The 21219-nt window shown below is 57.2% G+C and carries 14 protein-coding genes; 6 read left to right on the top strand and 8 right to left on the bottom strand.

Annotated features, from left to right (window positions below; all coding sequences use genetic code 11):
- Positions 1–151: 151 nt before the first annotated feature.
- The 3 genes from Pla100_RS04315 (at position 152) to rsgA (ending at position 5217) form a co-directional block, all read left to right on the top strand.
- Complete coding sequence (locus tag Pla100_RS04315; protein ID WP_146576357.1) at positions 152–1492, top strand: outer membrane protein assembly factor BamB family protein; 1341 nt, start codon at positions 152–154, stop codon at positions 1490–1492.
- 458 nt (positions 1493–1950) lie between these two features.
- Positions 1951–4014, top strand: a complete 2064-nt coding sequence (gene ftsH / locus Pla100_RS04320; RefSeq protein ID WP_146576358.1) for an ATP-dependent zinc metalloprotease FtsH — start codon at positions 1951–1953, stop codon at positions 4012–4014.
- 6 nt (positions 4015–4020) lie between these two features.
- Positions 4021–5217, top strand: coding sequence for a ribosome small subunit-dependent GTPase A (gene rsgA, locus Pla100_RS04325; RefSeq protein WP_146576359.1), 1197 nt, complete (start codon positions 4021–4023; stop codon positions 5215–5217).
- A gap of 393 nt (positions 5218–5610) precedes the next feature.
- Here the strand turns inward: rsgA and Pla100_RS04330 are convergent, their stop codons facing one another.
- From Pla100_RS04330 to nadC, 4 genes are all read right to left on the bottom strand, one after another.
- Complete coding sequence (locus Pla100_RS04330; protein WP_146576360.1) at positions 5611–6438, bottom strand: DUF6690 family protein; 828 nt, start codon at positions 6436–6438, stop codon at positions 5611–5613.
- A gap of 154 nt (positions 6439–6592) precedes the next feature.
- Positions 6593–7648, bottom strand: a complete 1056-nt coding sequence (locus Pla100_RS04335; RefSeq protein WP_146576361.1) for an NAD-dependent epimerase/dehydratase family protein — start codon at positions 7646–7648, stop codon at positions 6593–6595.
- A gap of 180 nt (positions 7649–7828) precedes the next feature.
- On the bottom strand, positions 7829–9322 hold the full coding sequence (locus Pla100_RS04340) for an undecaprenyl-phosphate glucose phosphotransferase (RefSeq protein WP_231602692.1): 1494 nt from the start codon (positions 9320–9322) through the stop codon (positions 7829–7831).
- A gap of 231 nt (positions 9323–9553) precedes the next feature.
- Positions 9554–10459: a carboxylating nicotinate-nucleotide diphosphorylase gene (nadC, locus tag Pla100_RS04345; RefSeq protein WP_231602736.1), complete on the bottom strand. Its 906-nt coding sequence runs from the start codon at positions 10457–10459 to the stop codon at positions 9554–9556.
- A gap of 100 nt (positions 10460–10559) precedes the next feature.
- Here nadC and Pla100_RS04350 point away from each other — a divergent pair, with 100 nt between their 5' ends.
- A complete protein-coding gene (locus Pla100_RS04350; protein WP_146576363.1) occupies positions 10560–11117 on the top strand; it encodes a hypothetical protein in 558 nt (185 codons plus the stop codon).
- A gap of 149 nt (positions 11118–11266) precedes the next feature.
- Positions 11267–12241, top strand: coding sequence for a hypothetical protein (locus Pla100_RS04355; RefSeq protein ID WP_231602694.1), 975 nt, complete (start codon positions 11267–11269; stop codon positions 12239–12241).
- 143 nt (positions 12242–12384) lie between these two features.
- Here Pla100_RS04355 and Pla100_RS04360 read toward each other — a convergent pair whose 3' ends face one another.
- The 3 genes from Pla100_RS04360 to Pla100_RS04370 all read right to left on the bottom strand — a co-directional run bounded on the left by Pla100_RS04360 (position 12385) and on the right by Pla100_RS04370 (position 14944).
- A complete protein-coding gene (locus Pla100_RS04360) occupies positions 12385–13797 on the bottom strand; it encodes an MATE family efflux transporter (RefSeq protein WP_146576364.1) in 1413 nt (470 codons plus the stop codon).
- Positions 13794–14216, bottom strand: coding sequence for a transcription antitermination factor NusB (gene nusB / locus Pla100_RS04365; protein ID WP_146576365.1), 423 nt, complete (start codon positions 14214–14216; stop codon positions 13794–13796). The genes Pla100_RS04360 and nusB overlap by 4 nt, the downstream gene beginning before the upstream one ends.
- A 395-nt stretch (positions 14217–14611) precedes the next feature.
- Positions 14612–14944: a HesB/IscA family protein gene (locus tag Pla100_RS04370; RefSeq protein ID WP_146576366.1), complete on the bottom strand. Its 333-nt coding sequence runs from the start codon at positions 14942–14944 to the stop codon at positions 14612–14614.
- A 150-nt stretch (positions 14945–15094) separates the two neighbouring features.
- Here Pla100_RS04370 and ribD point away from each other — a divergent pair, with 150 nt between their 5' ends.
- Entirely contained in the window at positions 15095–16237 is a 1143-nt protein-coding gene (ribD, locus tag Pla100_RS04375; protein ID WP_146576367.1) for a bifunctional diaminohydroxyphosphoribosylaminopyrimidine deaminase/5-amino-6-(5-phosphoribosylamino)uracil reductase RibD, read from the top strand.
- Between the two features lie 119 nt (positions 16238–16356).
- Here the strand turns inward: ribD and Pla100_RS04380 are convergent, their stop codons facing one another.
- A complete protein-coding gene (locus Pla100_RS04380) occupies positions 16357–20985 on the bottom strand; it encodes a vWA domain-containing protein (protein ID WP_146576368.1) in 4629 nt (1542 codons plus the stop codon).
- Between the last annotated feature and the right edge of the window lie 234 nt (positions 20986–21219).

A 21219-nucleotide genomic window follows, 5' to 3' on the forward strand; every position in this document is an offset into this window, starting at 1 on the left:
TCGCTACGCTTAGCTTCCCCCAATCGAAGGACGCGTGGTGGCAATCGGCGGCGAACTGCGTCACAATCGGGTGCCCGCTCGTTCCCGTGTCAGCGAAGGTCGCCAAGACCTTCGGCCGCTCCCCTCCACGTCTTCCTTCCCCCCGAGATGAATGATGTCGATCGATCGCATTTGCTTTTCCCATTGGTTGTTGACGGCTCTCTTGGTCGCCCCCGTCGTCGCCGACGACGTTCAGTTGACCGCCACCACGGCAACGGCTTCGGTCGACGAAGTGGCGACGTGGCCGCAATGGCGGGGCCCGTCCCAGCAAGGAATCGCGCCGAATGGTGACTTGCCGTCGAAGTGGTCGGAGGAGACGGCATCGAAAATTCAGATCCCCGGCAACGGAGGAAGCACACCCGTGGTCGCAGGCGACCGGGCCTACCTGACCAGTGGTGTCGAGGGCGCGAACACGCTGATGGCGATCGACTTGAACGAGAAAAAAATCGCTTGGCAGGTCACCTTGGGTGACGACCGCGGCAACAAACATCGCAAGGGCAGCGGCAGCAATCCCTCGCCGGTCACCGACGGTCGTTTTGTCGTGGCGTACTTCCGCAGTGGCGATTTAGCATGCGTCAATGCCGATGGTAAAAAAGTGTGGTCGGTGAATTTGCAGGAGAAATACGGCGAGGACACGCTATGGTGGGACCTCGGCTCGTCCCCGTTGCTGGTCAATTCGATGGTCGTCGTCCCGGTGATGCAGACCGGACCGAGCTATTTAGTGGCGTTGGACTTGGCGACCGGCGAGTTAAAGTGGAAAGCCGATCGCAATACGGGAGCCCCCGAGGAAGCGGCCCAGAGTTACTCAACGCCTTTGGCGGTGAACGTCGGCGGACGTGAGATGATCGCGGTGATGGGCGCCGATACCCTGACGCTCAACGATACGGCGACCGGCGAGGAGATTGCTCGCATGGGCGGATTCAATCCCGACGCCGAAAAGTATTTCCGTTCGATCGCCTCACCGGTCGCCGAAGGAAACCTGATCGTTTGCCCGTACTCGCGGGGTGCGACGTTGACGGCGGTCGATATGGAAAAACTCGCCGCCGGCGCGGGGCGTGATGCGATCGTTTGGCATCGAGATGACATCGGCAGCGACGTGCCGACCCCGGCGATGCGAGACGGCATCGTTTATTTGATTTCCGATTCCAAGAACAACAAGGGTACGGTCTCGGCTTTGGCGGGTCAGACGGGCAAGACCCTGTGGGAAGTTTCGCTGCCGCGGTCGCGGGTCAGCTACAGCAGTTCGCCGTTGATTGCGGGCGATCAGTTGATGGTCACCGGTGAAGACGCGGTCACCGCCGTGGTCGGTCCGATCGGGGCAGAAGCGAACGCCCAGGTCGTTTCGGTCAACGAAGTCGCCGATTCAGACCAATATACCGTCGCCAGCCCCACGCCTGCGGACGGCCGATTGCTGTTGCGGACAAAGAGTTTCCTGTACGTCATCGGTGAATAAAACGCTGCTAGCGGCGTGTTGATTTGATCGCATCCCGACGCATGACGACGAGTTGATTTAATCGTACCCCGAAGCGTGAGCGAGGGATTGAACGCCATTCATTCTCTTTGAAGTATCCCTCGCTCACGCATCGGGTTTCGATGAGAACTAAATCAACACGCCGGTGAGCGAGGGATTTAACGCCATCAGATCCTCTGTATGTATCCCTCGCTCACGCGTCGGGTTACGATGCAGACTGAATCAATAGCCTGCGACCGCTGAAACGGCTATGTGAGGCGCCGTCGCTCGGCGGTGGATTGGGTGATCCCCTTGGTCGTTTTCGGGCGGTTTCGGGCTGCATGATGCGAACTGATGGCGACCAGCGGTACACCGCTTGCTACAATCTGCGGTGCTCAATCCACGCCGAATCTCTGCCGTTTTGGCAAAAATCTGATCGAAATCGCCTTCAGGATGAAAAGATGACAAAGGACTCTGGGTCCGACTCCAAAGAACCGTCCAAGAATAAGCTGCCCTCCGGTTCGAACCCGAAAGTTCCTAACGACGGTGATGGCTCGCGTCGTAGCGGGAATCCTGTGCTGATCGCGATCGTGATCGCCGGTTTGGCGGCGATGCTGTTTCTTAACCGCACCGAGCCGCGGGCCGAGATCACGGCCAGTTTTTTCCAAAAGGAACTCGCCAAGGACAACATCGAACAGGTCCGCATCGGCGATCTGGAGGTGACCGGGACGTTCAAGGTTCGTCCTGAAAAACCGGTGACCGATGACGACGATGCGGCCAAGGACAAAAAAGCCGAACCGCTCTTGAAAAAATTTGTTTTCACCCGCCCGGCGGGTGAAGAGTACGCCAACTCGTTGGCGAAACAACTGCAGGCCGAAGGTATCACCGACTACGCGTTCTTGAAGCCCGATTCGACGGCCGCCTTCATTCAGATTTTGCTGATGTTGGCGTTGCCACTGGGGATCTTGTTCCTCGTCTTCACCATGATCCGTCGCTCACGCAATGAAATGATGGGCGGGGGATTCCTGTCCGGTTTCAGCAAGAGTCCGGCGAAACGCTTCGAGGCGACCGACAAGGTTATCACGTTTGGTGATGTGGCGGGGCTCGACGGCGTGAAAGCCGACCTGCAAGAAATCGTGGACTATTTGAAAACGCCTGAGAAGTTTCAAAAGCTCGGAGGTCAGGTACCCAAGGGCGTCTTGCTCAACGGGCCTCCGGGAACGGGAAAGACGTTACTCGCACGGGCCGTGGCCGGCGAAGCGGACGTGCCGTTTTTTAGCGTCAACGGTAGCGAATTCATTCAGATGTTCGTGGGCGTGGGAGCGAGCCGCGTGCGAGACTTGTTCCGCACGGCCAAGGATCAATCCCCGGCGATCATCTTCATCGACGAGATCGACGCGGTCGGTCGTCAACGCGGCGCCGGTCTGGGCGGCGGTCACGACGAACGCGAACAAACACTCAACCAAATCCTGGGCGAAATGGACGGGTTCTCGGGAACGCATGCGGTCATCGTGATTGCGGCGACGAACCGACCCGACGTGCTCGACCCTGCATTGTTGCGACCGGGCCGTTTCGACCGACACATCACGGTGGGACGCCCGACGATGAAGGGCCGCGAAGAGATTTTCAAGGTCCACGTTCGCGACGTGCCGCTCGGTGACGACGTGGACTTGCGTCGCTTGGCCGCCGGAACCGTGGGCTTAACCGGGGCGGACATCAAGAACATGGTCAACGAATCGGCTCTGTGGGCCGCCCGCAACGATAAGAAAGTCGTCGAGATGGTCGATTTCGACTACGCCCGCGACAAAATCTTGATGGGGGCCAAACGCGAAGAAATTTTGCAAGAAGACGAGAAGGAGAAAACCGCCTACCACGAAGCCGGTCACACGTTGACCGCGTGGCACTTGGAAGGCTCTCACATCGTCCACAAGGTCACGATCATTCCTCGAGGACGAGCGTTGGGCGTCACGCAGTACGTGCCCAACGAAGACCGTCTCAGCATGAGCAAGAAGGAACTCGAACATCAATTGATTGTCTTGCTCGGCGGCCGCGCGGCCGAAGCGATCGTGTACAACGAGACCTGTGTCGGTGCCGAAAACGATCTCGAGCGGGCGACCAGTATCGCGCGGCGGATGGTCACGCACTGGGGCATGAGCGCCAAGATCGGTCCGGTCAGCTACAAGACCAGCGATGAGGATCCGTTCCTGGGCCGCGAGATCCATCAATCGCGTCAATTCAGCGAACACACCCAGGAGCTGATCGACGAAGAGGTCGCCCGGATTCTCTTGGAAGCCGATCAGAAAGCCGAGCAATTACTCCGTGAACATCGCGGCCAATTGGAAACGATCACTCGTGCGCTACTCGAACGGGAAGAACTCAACGAAGTCGAATTGACCGAACTGATCGGCCCCTCGATTCACAAACGCAAGGGCGATACCGAGGGCAAGGTCGAACAGATCATGGCTCCCGAAGGTGCCGCCGAGCGAGCCGACGCGTCCGCCCCTATTTCTCGCGTCGATCGCTAGTCCGCAATGGCGAAAAAGAAAGGCAAGATGCGGGCGGAGTTCCGCAAAAAGCATCAAGGCCGAGTACGCGACGCGGACCTAACGCGTCAATTTCGTCAACGCGATCATGAACACACGATCGAAGATGTTGTGCAGGCCGAACGACTCAGCGGGAAGGGCGACCTGACCCGCAAGCGCACCGTCGCGGGGTCTCAACGTGATGAAGAGGACGATGGCGGACTGCAAGTTGATCTCAAGGTCGATCAGACCTCGCTGATCCATGGACGCGTGCTCAGTGTTCATGGATGGCAAAGCAAAGTGCTATCGGACGATGGTAGGCTGTATGCTTGTGCGACGCGGCAGGTTTTGAAGTCGCTTGCAACGGATCAACGTGGCGTTGTCGTCGCCGGTGACCGCGTATGGTTTCGATCCCAAAGTCGCGAAGGGGCGAGCATCCGAGCGGCCGAACGCGCCGACGAGACGGTGGTGGCCGACGGCATGATCGAGCGGATCGAACCACGGCACGGAATCATCTGTCGAACCAGTCGCGGGAAACAACATGTCATTGCGGCCAATGTCGATGCGATGCTGATCATCGCCAGCGCTGCCGAACCAGGCATCAAGCCAGCGCTGATCGATCGGATGCTCTTAACGGCGGAGCAGTATCGGATTGAACCGGTCGTCGTGATCAACAAGATCGACTTGGTCGACGCCTTGTCGTTGCAAGCGATGATCGGTGTTTACGCATCGATCGGATATCGAGTCTTGCCGACATCCGCGTCATCGGGCCAGAACCTCAGTTACTTGCGAGCGTTCCTGCAAGATCGGCAAACGGCGTTGGCGGGCCAAAGTGGTGTCGGCAAGAGCAGCTTACTCAACGCGATCCAGCCGGGACTTGGCTTGGCCGTTTCCCATGTGAGTTCGGAAAATCAAAAAGGCCGACACACAACGACGGCATCTAAATTGATCCCGCTCGCCGGTGGGGGCGCGGTATTCGATACGCCCGGCATTCGCCAATTCCAACTGTGGGATATCGAGGCGACCGAGGTAGCCGGGTTGATGCCGGATCTACGACCGTACGTGAGTTTGTGTCGTTACCCGGATTGTTTGCATCTGCACGAAGACGACTGCGCGGTTAAGAACGCGGTCGCTGATGGTCGAATCGATGCCCGCCGCTATGACTCGTATTGCCACCTGCTCGAAGACGACCTATTGCCCCAGTAATCCTGCCAAGACCATCGCCAGTTCAACTTAAACTTAAACTTAAACTTAAACTTAAACTTAAACTTAAACTTAAACTTAAACTTAAACTTAAACTTAAACTTAAACTTAAACTTAAACTTAAACTTAAACTTAAACCTAAACCTAAACCTAAACCGTCAGCTTCTTCCTAGCTATCATACAGACCATCAGGTATCTCGCAGGCGTTACTCTCGAACTGACTGGGAGAGTCCAAGCATCGCGGGATCAATCAGTGAAACATTTGTAGTGGATCTTGTTAAAGATCCTCCTGCAAAGGGATCTTTAACAAGATCCACTACGTCAGTTGATGATCCCGCGATGCTAAGTTTAAGTTGACGTTTAAGTTTAAGTTTAAGTTTGTTAATGCGAGTCGAGCTACCAACGTCCGGTCCAACGGTCTGTTTGCACGATCCGGCGGGCTTCTTCGCTAATGCCGTATTGCAGGTTGGGTTGATTCAGTTCTAGGAACACGGTGTATTTTTGGTGAACCGCATCGCTGAAGACGACCGGCGCATGCGATATTTTCAAAAGGTGAACCGGGATGCCGTTCCAACGTCGGGTGAAGACGCCCGCATCGAGGCTCGCTTCGCCCTGCAGGCCGTAGTGTGTTGTGAGGGTCGAAACGATCCGCTGTGTGTCGCCGGTGAACCCATGCAAATTGATGCGTTGAATCTTACCGGACTTATCGAAGTAGTAGGTCAGCGTCCCAGCCAGATCATCGGCGCGGATGCCGGTGACGACCGGCACGCGCAAGCCTTCGAGCTGTAAATCGGCCAACACCGTACTGACCCGCGAAAAGCGATTCAGGATTGCCGGCGATGTCAAGTCGAAACGCAACGCTTCGCGGATGTCTTCGACGTTGTTGCCCGCTAATGAGGGTGCGGTTTCGGTGTCCGAGGGCATCGCGCCGAGTTTACGTGCCAGGTCTTCCTCATAACGATAGCGCACCGAAGATACCGGTCGTAACGTTTCAACTTGATGGTGCGCGTTGACCGGATAGCGATCCGATCCGAGCGGTTGAGTCATGCCTCCGGGCTGAGGTTCGCCGCCGGCTTGCCCCCACAACGAGGTCGCCCCGGTTGATTGAAAGGTTTGCGAGATGGACGACGTCGCGTCTCGTCCCCACTGGGTTTCATTAGCGACGTAGGGAGTCCCCGCAGCGACTGCCAAGACGGCTATCTTTCCCACTCGTGAGCCGATCATCTTCGCCACCACCGGGCCGTTGTTGTTTTGAATTCGGTTCGATCCGTTATCGAACGCCGCAATTCAAATCATCGTCTAATCGCAAGGCCAAGCCGATCGAATCAGTCGATGATGGATTGATCGATAGGACCGCGACAACCGTATCGGGTTTGGGTTAACGGGCAGCGAGTTTCGCTTCTTCGGACGCGATCATCTGCTTTAGGATTTCGTCGAGCGAGATGCGGATATCCCAATCGGGATAGTCGCGGCGGAGCTTCGTCAGGTCGCTGATGTAACAGATATGATCGCCCTTCCGGTTGTCTTCGCCGAGCGACCATTGGACTTGATGCCCAGAGATTTCCGCGATCTTGTCGATACATTCGAGAACGCTGGCCGCGTTGCCGCGTCCGCCGCCGATGTTGTAGACCTCACCTGGGCGAGGGCTCTTGGCGAACGCTTCGAACGCTTTGACCACGTCGCTGCATTCGATCTGATCGCGAACCTGTTTGCCTTTGTAGCCAAAGATCGTGTACGGCTTACCCGTCACGGCGACGTGAACGAGATAACTAAGAAACCCATGCAGCTCCACACCGCTGTGGCTGGCACCGGTCAAACAACCGCCGCGGAAGATCCCGGTTTTGATTCCGAAGTACTTTCCGTACTCCTGAGCCAGGACATCGGCGGCAGTTTTCGAGGCACCAAAGAGCGAGTGCATCGTTTGATCGATTCGGCAATTTTCATCGATGCCGCTGTAATCCTTCTCGTCGGCATATTCCCAACGTCGGTCGAGTTCCTTCAGCGGTAGCTCGTTGGGGGCGTCGCCGTAAACCTTGTTGGTGCTCATGTGGCAGAAGACGGCACCGGGTGCGAACTTCCGGGTCGCCTCGAGCAGGTTGAGCGTCCCATTCGCGTTGACTTCAAAGTCCAAGAACGGAATCGCGGCGGCTTTGTCATGCGACGGCTGGGCGGCGCAGTGAATGATCAAGTCGGGCTGTTCTTTTTCAAACAACCGCAACACGCCTTCCCGATCGCGGATATCCAAAACCACCGTGCGAAAATGGTTCGTTTCCTTCTCCAATCGGCTTTGATTCCACTTCGTACTGCCTTCGGGGCCGAAGAACGTTGCACGCATGTCGTTATCGATGCCGATCACTTCGTCGCCTAGAGCGTCCCAATGACGCACTGCCGCCGAACCGATCAAACCGCTGGAACCCGTCACAATCACGCGCATGGCGAATCATCATTTATGAAGTGGAAAACATTTGGCCGGATAAGGCTTCCCCAAGCCGGCTGTTAGTGTAATCAACCTTTGCCAAGACGAAACCTAAGTGACTGAAAAACCTAGGCGACGGATCGATTCAGGAGCTCGGGTATCGGTCGAACATCCAATTTCGATCGGGCCATTGATCTTTCAGTAGGCTTCGGGTTGTTTCCAAACGACCAGTAACGTTCGGAATAAAATCCGTAGGTCGAGTGCCAGCGACCACGTTCGAATGTATTGATGATCGAACTCGACCCGACGCTGCATCTTTTCGATCGTTTCGGTTTCGCCCCGACATCCACTGACTTGGGCCAATCCGGTGATTCCGGGCTTGACCTTATGTCGCATCATGTAGCCACGAATCAGTCCGCGATATTGTTCGTTATGAGCCGTCGCATGCGGTCGCGGCCCGACCAAACTCATGGTGCCTTCGATCACATTGAACAGTTGGGGCAGTTCGTCCAAGCTGGTGCGTCGCAGAATCCGCCCCAACGGCGTGATGCGGGGATCGTCTTGGGTGGCTTGCTTGACCACGGGACCATCATCGCATACTCGCATCGTTCGGAATTTCCAAACGCGAATCTCTTGTCCATCAAGACCATATCGTCGCTGCCGAAAGAATACTGGGCCGGGCGAGGTCAGCTTGACCGCAGTCGCGATCATGCACAGGGGGACAGAGATAACGGCGAGGCCGACCGCAGCAATGGCCAAATCGGCGATGCGTTTTGCCGCGCCATCGATGCCGAACAGCGGATTTTCGAAAACGCTCACGGCGGGCAATCCACCAACTTGCGTCCATCGAGAGTGAAGTAATTCAAAGACGAAGAAGTCAGGGACGATGTAAACCGACGCCGTCGTGTCGCTCAGTTCATCCAGCAATGACCGGATTCGCTTTTCGGCACGCATCGGCAAAGTCACCAAGACGGTCGAGACTTCGCCAGCGCGAGCGGCATCGACCAAGTCGTTCAAGTCCCCAAGCAGCGCGGACGAATCGCAGTCGAGCTTACTTGCCACGGTCGCGTCGTGTCCCTTGTTTTCATTCCCGTTCTGATCGTTGGCCACGTCCGCCATCAGTCGATCAGCATTTCGGTCGTCATAAAAGCCGGTGAACGTGAACCCGAGTTCTGGTTCCCGTTGGATGTTCACTCGGGTGCGCTCGCCCAACGGGTTCCATCCGGCGATCGCGACGGTTCGCGATCCGATCCCCCGTCGAAACATGCCCACCTGAATGATTCGAAGGCACATCCGCGTCAGCCCGATCATCGCGGGGCTCATCCCGACCCAAGCAAAGATAATGCTGCGGGCGAACAGATCTCCGTAACGGGTCGCGAATAAAATCAGCATCAAGACCAATACCGTCAGCGACCAGGTCGCGACTAAATGAATGATCTCGTTGTCGACACTCGGGCCGCGATCGCGTCGATGCAATCCGGTGAACTGCGAGCACAAAAAGAAAGCGATGACCGCCATCAAACCCAGCGGCCAAGCGGTGTCGTCGACGTATCCACGCGCGACCAGTTTAACCGTAACAAGCGAAGTCATGATCGACGCGGCGTCCAAGCACGGTTGAACAAACTCATACCAGTGCCGGTCGCCAAAAATTGCATTGGGCTGTCGGGAGATAACGTGAGGTGACGACGACATGGCAAACCGAAAAGACGACAAGAAAAGGCGAGTGCATTCACCCAAACTTAGGTCGCAAAGCGATGTCGAAAAGATAAAAACAGGGCGATTCCCACATGAAATCCCATGGAAGCATAAGCATCGCGGGATCATCAACCGACGTAGTGGATCTTGTTAAAGATCCCTTTGCAGGAGGATCTTTAACAAGATCCACTACAAATACTTCACTTGTTGATCCCGCGATGCAAAACGCTAAGTTTGAACCCAGTCCATACCCAAGTCCAACCACGTTGCTTGATGCGTCAGTGCCCCGCTGCTGATGCGGTCCACGCCGGTTGCAGCGACCGCAGCGATCGTATCGATATTAACGTTTCCGGACGCTTCCAACTCCACGCTCACGCCCGCCGCGTCACGGGCCGCTACGGCCGCTCGCAAGTCTTCGAGCGAGAAATTATCGAGCAAGATAATATCGATGCCGGTCTCGAGAACCTGCTCGAATTGGTCGAGACCGTCGACTTCGATTTCCACCATTCGCGGCGCAAGGAGCTGGTTCACTTGCCCGCCCCGCATCGCGACAGCTCGTGTCGCCGCCTCCAGCGCCGAAAGCGGTTGGTCCGGCGATTGACTTGATCGGCCTAGCGCCAAGTGGTTATCCTTGATCAGGAACCCATCGTACAAGCCCGTGCGGTGGTTGTGTCCGCCTCCGCAAGTGACGGCGTACTTTTCCAAACGCCGCCACCCGGGTGTCGTCTTGCGGGTGTCGTAAAGTCTCGCATTGGTGCCCTCGATACGATCGACATAATGCCGTGTTAACGTGGCCACACCACACATACGCGATAGCAAATTGAGAGTAACCCGTTCACTCGTCAAGAGATCCCTCGCGGAACCCGAAAGCTGAACTAACGGCGTTCCAGGCTCAAACCGAACCCCTTCGCCGACAAGCACCTCGACCTCCAGGTCGGCATCGAACTCGTCGATGATCCACGGTGTCAATGCGATCCCGGCCGAAACGCCCGCACCGCGTGCAACAATTTGACACGCTCCCCGACGTTCGCTATCGATCATCGCGACGGTCGTCCAATCCAACGCCACATCGAGATCCTCGGCGATCGACAAGCGGACCAATTGCCGCAGGTCGTTCTCGAGCAACTCGTCCATTACGACGGGTGAGTAATCGGGACGTTTTGTTGATGAATCTTCGGGTAAGCTGGTCAACTCTGTCTTTCCTTGTACGCGAACGCTGTGATAACGTGACCTCATGATAGGCGAATACAAGATCAACCGAACCACCCGAAGGTGCCACGTCAGCAACCGACCGCTGGAGCCTGGGGAAACCTATTATTCCGTCGTGACCGAACACGACGAAGATTTCAAACGGATCGACATTGCCGCCGATGCGTGGACCGGCCCGCCTGAGAATTGCGTCGGATACTGGAAAAACCGCGTCCCCCGGCCTGAAGAAAAAAAACGCGAACTGGCCCCGCCGGAAGTTCTAATCGAGATATTACGATCCATGACGGAGCCGTACCAAGCAAAAATGCGGTATCTGCTGGCGTTGATGTTGATGCGAAAACGGCATCTGCGCCCCGTCGAATCCGCCGCCTTGATTCGGTCCGAAAGCGACGCCAACGAACGGGCACCGAGCCCCAACGACGTCGCACAGGAGTCCGCCGAAGCCGACACGAGCGAGCAGATGGAGCTGGAGTCCAATTTGGACGGTTCGACCGTATCGGTGGTCGTATGTGACATTGCCGCGAGCGAAGCGGAAAGCCTACAAGCACAATTGGTCGATCTGCTTTATCGCGAAGTGGAATAAGACAGTTCAAGCCAAACGATTTTGGGAAGGACCCCGCATTCGTGTTCCGCTGCTTTTATTCGACCGTAGTGAATCTTGTTAAAGATCCCGTGCCGGATCGATCTCTAACGAGATCCACTATCCGAACATGGAGATGCGTCGGTCTACTGGTGACGCGAGTGGTCCTGACGTTGGTGGCATTGGCGTGGACCAATGGTTGCTCCCGATCGGTCCCCGTTTCGACCGCACCACCACCACCGCCGATCTTCGACACCACCCCGGACATCAACGCCTTAGCAGCCGCGATCAATCGCACCGATGCGATTCGCGAACTTTCGACGAACTCCGCATCGCTGGACGTGCTGAGCATGACCGCCGTCCCCAAGCTGACGGCCAACATGCACCTGCAACGCGAACGCAACTTTCGACTCAAGGCCAGCATCCCGATCATCATGGGCAGCGGCATTGATTTGGGAAGTAACAACAATGAGTTTTGGTTCGAAGTCCCCGAAGGCATGACCCAAACGCTTTACTATGCCAACCACCAACAATACGCCAGCCAACTCAATCGGGCGATTCTGCCGGTCGACCCGAGTTGGATGATCGAGGCGATCGGTCTGGCGAGACTCGATCCACAAACCGTGTTATCCGGACCGGTAACCCGTACCGACGGATTGATCGAAGTCCGCAGCGCCATTGCCACCCCGGCGGGCACCTATCAGCGGGTCTGTTTCATCGAACCGCAGGCCGGCTACATCACCCACTTGTTTCTTTACGCCCCCGATCAACGATTGGTCGCCAAGAGTCACGCGACGAAGCACCAATACTACGAATCGGTCAACAGTGTCTTGCCGCACGCGGTTAAGATGGAACTGTACCCGTCGACCGGCCCGCCACTGGCGATCCAGCTCGACGTGGCATCCTACAGCGTCAATCAATTGCTCTCCGGCGATCCACAATTGTTTGCCATGCCCGAGACCCGCAACCGCGTCGATCTGTTGCAAATCAGCGGACTGGCCATGACCCCCAATGCCGCCGCCGGATCACCATGGGCCCAACCGATCACGAACGCATCGGGCCCCCCCACCGCCTACACCGCCAACGGTCCGACCGGCCCACCGATGCGAGGAATTCGTTACGAGTAACAACCTCCGACATTAGCTATCAAACCTAAACCTAAACTTAAACTTAAACTTAAACCGGCTGTCACCCTGTCCGCAGGACAGAGACGCCTAGCAATCGCGGATTGTCGGAGAAGTTTAGGTTTAAGTTGACAAGCAGAACCAACTCACACCATTCGCATTTTCTGCCAACTGCCTTGTAGGTATCGAGCGGCCATCGCGACGGCCAGCGAGATCACCCAGCACGTCAACACCCACCACCACCAATTCAGCGCGACATCGACGCTGGGGGTGCCAAGCTCCCAATCCGGCTCCAACGCGATCCCGATGGCCAAGGCGATGATCGATACGGATAAACCGGCAAGCAATACGAACCACGTGTCACCGGCCCCTCGCAGGACCCCCGCCAAGATCAACTGGGTCGCGTCGAGCAAAACGTAGATCGCGACGAATCCCAATAAACCTTCGGCGATTCGCAGTGACATTGTCGGGTCGGACGCAACTCCATCGGACGTCAATGCCGGCGGACTGAGTTCATACAGTGAAATCAACAACTCGGCACCGAACCAATACGCCAGCGCCCAAGCGGCCGCGTATGCCCATGCGATCAACAATGCCGCGTGAACCCTGGCAATCGCGAAACGCGGACCGCTGCGGACCAAATGCTGTCCGACTAAAACCGACGCGGCGATCGACATACCAACGAGCGGGATGAACGCGATCATATTGAAGTTGATTGCCATCGTCGTCGCTTGCAACGGAACATCACCGAGTCGTCCGATCATCAACACGATCACCGTGAACGCACCGGCCTCGGTCGTGTACATCAACCCGGCCGGGAAGCCGAAGTAGATCAAACGCGACATCATCCGGCGGTCCCAGCACAAACCGCGAAGGATTCCATAGGTGTGACGGAAACGCGGGCGCAGCAAGATCGCGCCATAACAAATCGGCTTGAACCAAAACGCGATCACGCTGGCGATCCCAGCCCCCACGATTCCCAACTCTCCGATCCGGTCACCTTGACCACCCCACCATGCCGGGTCGAGTCCGAAGATCAAGATCGCATCGAGGACCAGATTCAATAAACCAGAAAAGACACTAACGATCGCGATCGTTCGTGTGCGGTGGGTGCCGGAAAAGAAACCCGACAGCGCGGTTTGCATCACCTCGGCGGCTCCGCCCCACATCAGCACACGAAAATAGACCGCTTCCATTGGGATCAACTTCGGTGTTTGGCCGGTCCACTGAAACAGTCGTTCGGCGTTCCATCCGAGGATCAAGAACAGCGGCATCGTGGCGAGCGAAAACCAAATCGACTGCCATAGCAAACGCCCGATCCGACTGCGTTGCCCGGCCCCGACGTATTGACTGGCGATCGCGCCGGTCATTGAGGCGATACCGACGAACACGCAGATGCAGACCCAGAACAAATTGCCCGCCGCCATCGCCGCTCCCATCTGCGACGGTTCATGCCACAACAAAAACGTTCGGTCGACAAAGAGTACTAGCGAGAACATGCCGGTGCTGATCATCAGCGGGACCGCCACCCGCAGGACCTCGGCGATCGCCTGCTTCATACCGTCGTCACGGCACCGGACGCTTTCTTAAACAACCGATCCAGGACGCCGTTGATGAACCGTGGGCTGTTCTCGCCGCCGTAACGACGCGCCAACGTCAACGCTTCACTGATCGCGACCTGGCCGGGCGTTTCGGCGAACAGAATTTCATAGGCACCTAATCGCAACACATTACGATCGGTCACCGGCATTCGGTTGAGCGCCCAATTGGTCGATAGCTTTTTCAACTCAACGTCGATCGAGTCGCGATGCTGCAACGTACCTTCGAGCAGTTCGGTCGCAAAGGTCGAAAGCAATTTCCGACCCTGTAAACGCGAACGAATGAACCGGCTCCGCGCATCAACATCTCGCCAATCATTCAGATCGGCTTCATAGAGAAGTTGCAAGACAATTTCGCGGGCGCGTCGACGTGTAGCCATGAAGATAACATGCCTTGCCGACCCTAGAATTGTCAACGGGTGCTCAGTGGCTATTGGCTATTGGCTATTGGCTATTGGCTATTGGCTATTGGCTCAACTGACTTAAACCTAAACCTAAACTTAAACCTAAACTCGCCTGCAACATGTCCGCAGGACCTACACGCCGTGCGAGCTTCGCTCGGTGGGGTTTAAGTTTAAGTTTAGGTTTAGGTTTAGGTTTAAGTTTTCAAAACACTGATAGTGGGCTGGGTCGCAGCGATAGTGGAGCCCCGGCAGGCTGTTGTTCGATCGCAAAAAGCTAATCGCCAACAGCCAATTCGCCCACTGCCGGGTGTGCGTCGCAGAGCCTCCTTCACCCAGCCTACTCAACCGCCAGCCTACTCAACCTCAGGCGGCTAGGCTTGGAACGAGCTTCCGCATCCGCAGCTCTTCACTGCGTTGGGGTTATTGAACGTGAAGCCTTGCTTTTCCAAACTGTCGAACCAATCGACTTCGGTGCCGTCGAGATACAGCGCACTCTTCTTGTCGACCACGACGCTGACGCCGTGATGTTCGTATTTTGAATCCGTCTTTTCGTCGTAGCTGTCGTCGAAGTTCAACGTGTAATTGAATCCGCTGCAACCTCCGCCGGCGACGCCGATACGAAGCAGCATCGAGTCATCAAAATTGTGTTCTTTGCGGAAACGAATGACTTCTTCAGCGGCACGTTCGGTCAGTTTGATGGCCATCTTGGGGGTGAACCTCCGGAAGGATGGAAATAGATGTGTTGGTGAGAACCGTTCTCATTGTACCCACGGTCAAGCCTTCACGGCAAGTCAATGTGGAATTCACTTGGTAAACTGATCAAAACGAACATAACCCTTTCCGAGTTTGCATTGATGACGCATCCAAACGCCCCCGATCCGGACGAACTTTGGATGAACGAAGCGTTGGAACTCGCCGCTTTGGGGCAGGGATATGTTGAGCCAAACCCGATGGTGGGGTGTGTCCTCGTACGCGACGGATGCATGATCGGGAGGGGTTACCACCAGATCTACGGCGGTGCACACGCGGAAGTCAACGCGTTGGAGGACTGCTCGAGTTCCGGTGAGGTTCCCCAAGGTTCGACCGCTTACGTGACGCTGGAACCGTGTTGCCATTTCGGCAAAACACCGCCTTGCGCCGATGCCCTGATTCGTGCCCGCGTCGCTCGGGTCGTTGTCGCGGTCACCGATCCGTTTCCTGCCGTCGACGGAGGCGGGATAAAGCGACTTCGAGAATCCGGGATCGAAGTCATCACCGGCGTCGGCGCCGACAAATCCGAGCGATTGTTGGCTCCCTATTTGAAACGCGTGCGAACCGGTCGGCCATGGGTGATCGCCAAATGGGCGATGAGCATGGACGGTCGGATCGCAACATCGACCGGGGAGAGCCAATGGATCACCGGGAACGAGTCTCGTTATGAGGTCCATCAACTTCGCGGACGGGTCGACGCGATCGCCGTGGGCATGGGAACAGTGATCGCCGATGACCCTCTGTTGACGGCCCGCCACGGCGGACCGCGGACTCCGATTCGGATCGTCTTTGCCCGTCACCGCGTGCCGGACTTGAAGAGTCAACTCGTGCGGACCGGTTCGGAAACGCCGACCTGGATCGTCGCGGGACCTGCCATCGCCGATAGTGACCTGGCACTACTGGCCGATCATGATGTCGAGACGATGCGTTGCGACAGCGAGAACTCGGTCGATATGGTCGACGAAGTCCTTCAGCGGTTAGCACGCGAGGACAATCTATCGGGGCGTCCGATCTCGAACCTAATGATCGAAGGCGGTGGCGGGTTATTAGGTAGCTTTGCTGCAGCCCATCAGATCGACGAAGCCCACGTTTATTTAGGCGCCAAGTTGATCGGCGGACTGAAGTCACTTGGTCCCTTCGGCGATCCCGGATTCCCTCGCCTTGCCGACGCCACACGCTTTGAAATTCAAAGCGTCCAAACGTTCGGGCCTGATGTCCGGGCGATCTACCGTCGGATCAAAGATTGAACCTTGAGTCCATCGTGAGGCTCACCGTCGCGAAACTCGCCAAGAGTTTCGGCGATCGGCACTCCAGGCCGAAACTCTTAGCGAGTTTCGCTCCCCTAAGATTCAATCTTGATGACGCCTTAGTTACCGAAACCGCCGCCACCACCACCAGCGCCGGCACCAACTCCGGCACCGGCACCGGCACCACCAGCTCCACCGGCTCCACCTCCTCCGCCTCCGGTATCACCGGTGACGAAGTTGAACGTGGTGACGTCGCCGATCTGCGAGAACAACGGCGCGGGACTGATCCGAACATACCGACGGTCGGCCGAAATGATCGCCAACGCCAAGAGCGAAGCCCCCTCCGGGATCGTAGTGATTTCAGGCCGGTAACCGACAGCTCCCTGTGGGAAGAAACCGCGCCCGTTGTTGCCGATCGGTCCGGTCAATCGCGGATCGTTACCGCCCGATGAACTCAGTGACGGGAAGTCCCGAAGGAAGTCTTGCAGGATCTCTTGATTGCCGATCCCAGGTCCGGCCGCCGGACCGGCAAATTGACCGAGCACTTCCCGGCCGGCTTGTCGCCCGAATTCTTGCAGGTGCGCCAATTGTGCCTCGGCGAGTTCCTCTTTGCGCTGACCGGATCGGACTTCGAAGACAACCAGTGCGTTTTTCTCCATCAATGGAATCTCTTGGCGGATGAATTTTTGTGTCTCGCGTCCGATGTCGGTGAGAATCTCGACGGTGACTTTCCCCGTCGAAACGTTCCCCCAGACCCGGCGCAACAACACACGGTACTCGCCGCTGAATCCTTTCGGGCAAATGTAGGTTTCGCAAATTTGACCGGCCGGATCATCACCGGCACCGGGGAACGCATCGGCGAGCAGGCTTCCACCTCCGGCGCTCGTCGGTGTCTCCAACGAGCAGACCGTTCCGGCGGGTTCTTCAACTGCCAAGTCAATGTCCGCGTCGCCTGTCCAACAGACGCGAACGATCGCGTCGTGCGATGCGGCCCGACGGAGCGCTTCGCTGAAACTTGCCGCTGCCTCGGTGTTGCCCTTGGCGAGTAAATCTTGGTGCGTCGCGCGGGCGACCAAGCGAGCCTCTTCGACGAGCGGTTGCATTTTTTCAGGCCAAGCTTGACTGAGCACGCCTTCGCAGGCCCAAGCCAGGTCGTCGGGGCTTCCGAGTCGCTGCGCCAATCGCAAACCGGTTACATAAGGTTCGCGGCGGTTCGGATCGATGTTGGCGAATTGGCGGCACAACCTCATCGCCGCTGCATCACGACCGATCGCTTCGAGGCGCCCGATCACATTCAATACATCGTCAGGGGTTTCTGCAAAATCGACGGCCGACAAGAGTGCACGTTCGACTTCGCTATCTTCCGCACCGGTCGCTGCTAAGGCGATCGCGTACGCTTGATACATCCAAGGTTGGATATGTCCGGCCGAGATCGCTCCCGCGATGACGGCGCGGATGTCGTCGAAACGTTCTTTCGCTTCGTCTTCCTTGCCCGCCTCTTGAGACGACGCCACTTTCACGTTGAGTTCGCCGACGGTGGCTTTGACGCGACGATCGAGCACGGTCAAGGCTTCAGCCGAATCGATCTTTAGTCCAACGAAATACTGTCTCCATAAGTCGTCCTTGGATTGGCCTTCGACGGCTTTCAACCGAATCGGTCCGAAGTCATTAGCACTCGGTTTGGTAGAAGTCGACGTGGCCGATGTCTCCGATGCCGAGCGGATATCTGATGAGGGTGTCGATGTTGCGGTATCGCGCACCGGAGTCGAGCCGGCCGAAGCTTTTTGGCTCTGTGGAATGTCATCGGGAACGACAAACATGCCACCTCCGCCGCCCATTCCGCCTCCGCCCATGCCACCGCCACCCATGCCACCGCCGCCCATGCCGCCACCCATACCACCACCCATGCCGCCGCCCATACCACCGCCCATGCCACCACCGCCACCGAGGGCGATGACGGGAACGACGAGGTCGCCGACGGGATAGACCTTCGTGACCAAGTTGGTTTCGGCGTCTTCTTGAGTCGTGATGTTGAGCACTTCGTCCTGGATCATGTAGGTCAATTCCAAGTCACGCAGCATCAAACGCAAGAACGATCGCAACGACACGTTCTCGAGTGAAACGTCCACCGGTGTATCTTCGGTCAGACCAATCCCTTCAAGAGCGGCCCGGTTGATGATGATCGGAATGTCGTGCTGTTCGGCCAACACACGAACCGCTTCGTTGAGTGGTGTTTCGAGAAACTGGTTGGATGTTTCGTCATCCAAGGTCGCTTCGATCCGTCGTTCCGTTTCGCTGTCACCGACCAGTTCGATCGCACCGTATTTCTCAATACGTCGACGGCTGAGTCGTTGCCAAACGTCCGCATCGGGATAAATGATCGGAGGATCATCGACGAACGGAATCGCGGACTTAAGCACCAACGAGAACGCGTCGATGAAGTTGCGTTCTCGAATTTGTTTGTAGCGACGGTCACGTGCGTACGTTTGCAACGCCAATGTCTGCTCGGGGGCTTGGTGTCCGATGACGCTGTCGAAGGTGATGGTATCGCCCGCCATGCGAGCGATTTCGAGCGCCACGCCACTGTCCGCTTCGACATAACGACCTTCGTCGATGAGCGCGTTCATTTGCGCCGAGAGGGTCTTGATCCGGGCTTCACGCCGGAAGGTTTCTTCAAGTAATCGAGCCGACGCGGTTGCCCCTGCTGCGATTTGTTCGAGGTTGGCTTGCTGTTCCAAGAAAGCGGCTTCGCGGGCGGACGCGATTTGGATCGATGCGCGAACTTCGCCGATCAATTCACGACGCAATTGCGGATCGATATCTGGTGTTGTTTCCACGCGGGCGAGCAGACTCTTCAGACTACCTGCCACGCCGAGCGGATCTTGGCGAATCAAACGACGAGCTTCTCGAAGCTGTGCCCGTACTTCGGCACGCAACCGTCCTTCCTCTCGGCTTCGCAATCCCTCGACGCGTTGCATCAACTCACCGCCCGATTCGAGCAACTCGTCGTCACCAGCGGGCATTCCGAAGCCGCCATCAAGACCACCACCGAACTGGTTCGGTGCGGCAGGCGGACGGACCGCCGGCGGGGCCACGTTGCGTGGAGGGGCGATTCCTGGTTGCGGAACAATCGGTTCGTCGACCATCGGAGCGTCGCCGACGTTACCAAAGGGGGCATCGGCCCCGAACGGATCATCGGCTGCGGGCGCGACGGGTTCGGTCGCAGGTGCAGGCGGGGTAGGTTGAGCGGGAGGTGTGGGCTCGGCAGCCGGGGCAGGTGCCGGCTCAGGAGCACCGAACGGATCGTCGGTCCCGGCGGCACCGAACGGGTCGTCCGCCGCGCCGCCTTCCATCGCGTCTCCGCCACCGCCGAACAAGTCGTCGAACGGATTCTTATCGTCCCCGTTTTGGATGATAAGCGTTTGTCCGGAAGGGTCCGAAAGTTTCAACAGTGCTTTGGCGTCTTGGTTGTTCGGATCGTCTTGCAAGGCTTTCTCAGCAACCGCCTTGGCACCGCGAAGGTTCCCTTGCTGCAACGCCATGCTGCCCGCTTCGGCCAGAGCCTCGGAGCGGCGCACCATCCACTGCGCCGTCTCGCGAAGCATCGGCGAGCCGGCCGTCGGCAACATCAAGCCAAGGTTGTCTTGGTGTTGAGCGATCAGTCCGGGCAAGAAGGCCATGTCAGGATTGCTCGCCTCGATCTCGGCGTCCGCGGTCAATGTAACTTTCTCGTCCGAACGCACCGTCGAACCGCTGATAACGAAATCCAGTTCAGACATTTGCGACGGTGCTTGGCCGATCAAAATGGTGTCTCGGTCTAAACGCAGCGGTGGCAATCGTTTGCCGTGGACCCATGAGACGGAATCGCTTGACGCCTCTTTCAATTCGATACTCGATAACCAGATCGGGCTGATGCGGGCTGATCCCGCCACGCTGGCTGCGATCACACCTGGACCGCCGACGGCCGGATCGCTGCCGACGACGCCGATCACGCCACCGGTTTGGTTGGCCAGGATCGCCATCGTTTCAATGTTCTTGGTCGGACCCACGGCGATGCTGTGGACGCTGATTCGCTCGCTTCGCAATTGATCGACCAACCCTGCGAATCGGCTTTCGTTTTGGACCGCGTCGATCGACGTGCCATCCCCGATGTAGACGATCGAACGGATCGTCCCGTCCGGACGAGCGGCAAACTGCGAGACGGCGTGTTCGATCACGCTGACGAGGTTGGTGTTACCAAGCGGTAAGCGGCGGTCGAGTTGTTTCACCGCAGTAATGACTTCAGGAGCCAACGCGGTCGTGAATTGTTCTGTCAACGCGGTCGCTCGCACGTCGGCGGCGAACAGGCGGACTCGAATCGATTCATCATCGAGTCGACGCAGCAACATTTTGACGGCGGCCATCGCTTCTTGGCGAAACGCACCGACTTGGCTGGCCGAGGTGTCAACCAACACGACGATGTCGGCCGGTAATTCCGAGACGGTTTTCATCAATTCGACGTCGGCCGAAGGCTGAATCGAAACCGCGATCGCTCGGTCGGAACGAGTCTGGTCTGCTGATTCCTGACTCGCTACCGCCGTGGGCTGATAACTGACCACGCGGACGGCGGCCTCGGCGGTCGCGGACGAGTCCGCAGCATTCGCAGGAAGGGTGCCGGCATACCCCAACGCCAAAGCAAGGACGACGGACGCCGTCGCTAAGTTGGTCGGACGGCGGTGAAAAACCGATTCGGGACGGAACATCTTCATCAGAGGCTCGAGATGGAGAAGAGAGGAGGCGATCACTCGCAGATTCACACGAATCACTCAAAAGCTGGAAAAGTCGACGTCGAAAGCAAAACTTCCGACCGATACGATTTCCCAGTCTATTTGTGCGATCTTCAGAATCCACGAAAAAAACGAGGTTTCAGGGGGCCGGATCGGGAAAAGGTCGGATTGTAGGGTGTAGCATTCTGCAACACATGTTTCAAAACGCCACAACAC

Origin of the sequence: Neorhodopirellula pilleata (genome assembly GCF_007859915.1) — a bacterium.
GTDB lineage: Bacteria > Planctomycetota > Planctomycetia > Pirellulales > Pirellulaceae > Rhodopirellula > Rhodopirellula pilleata.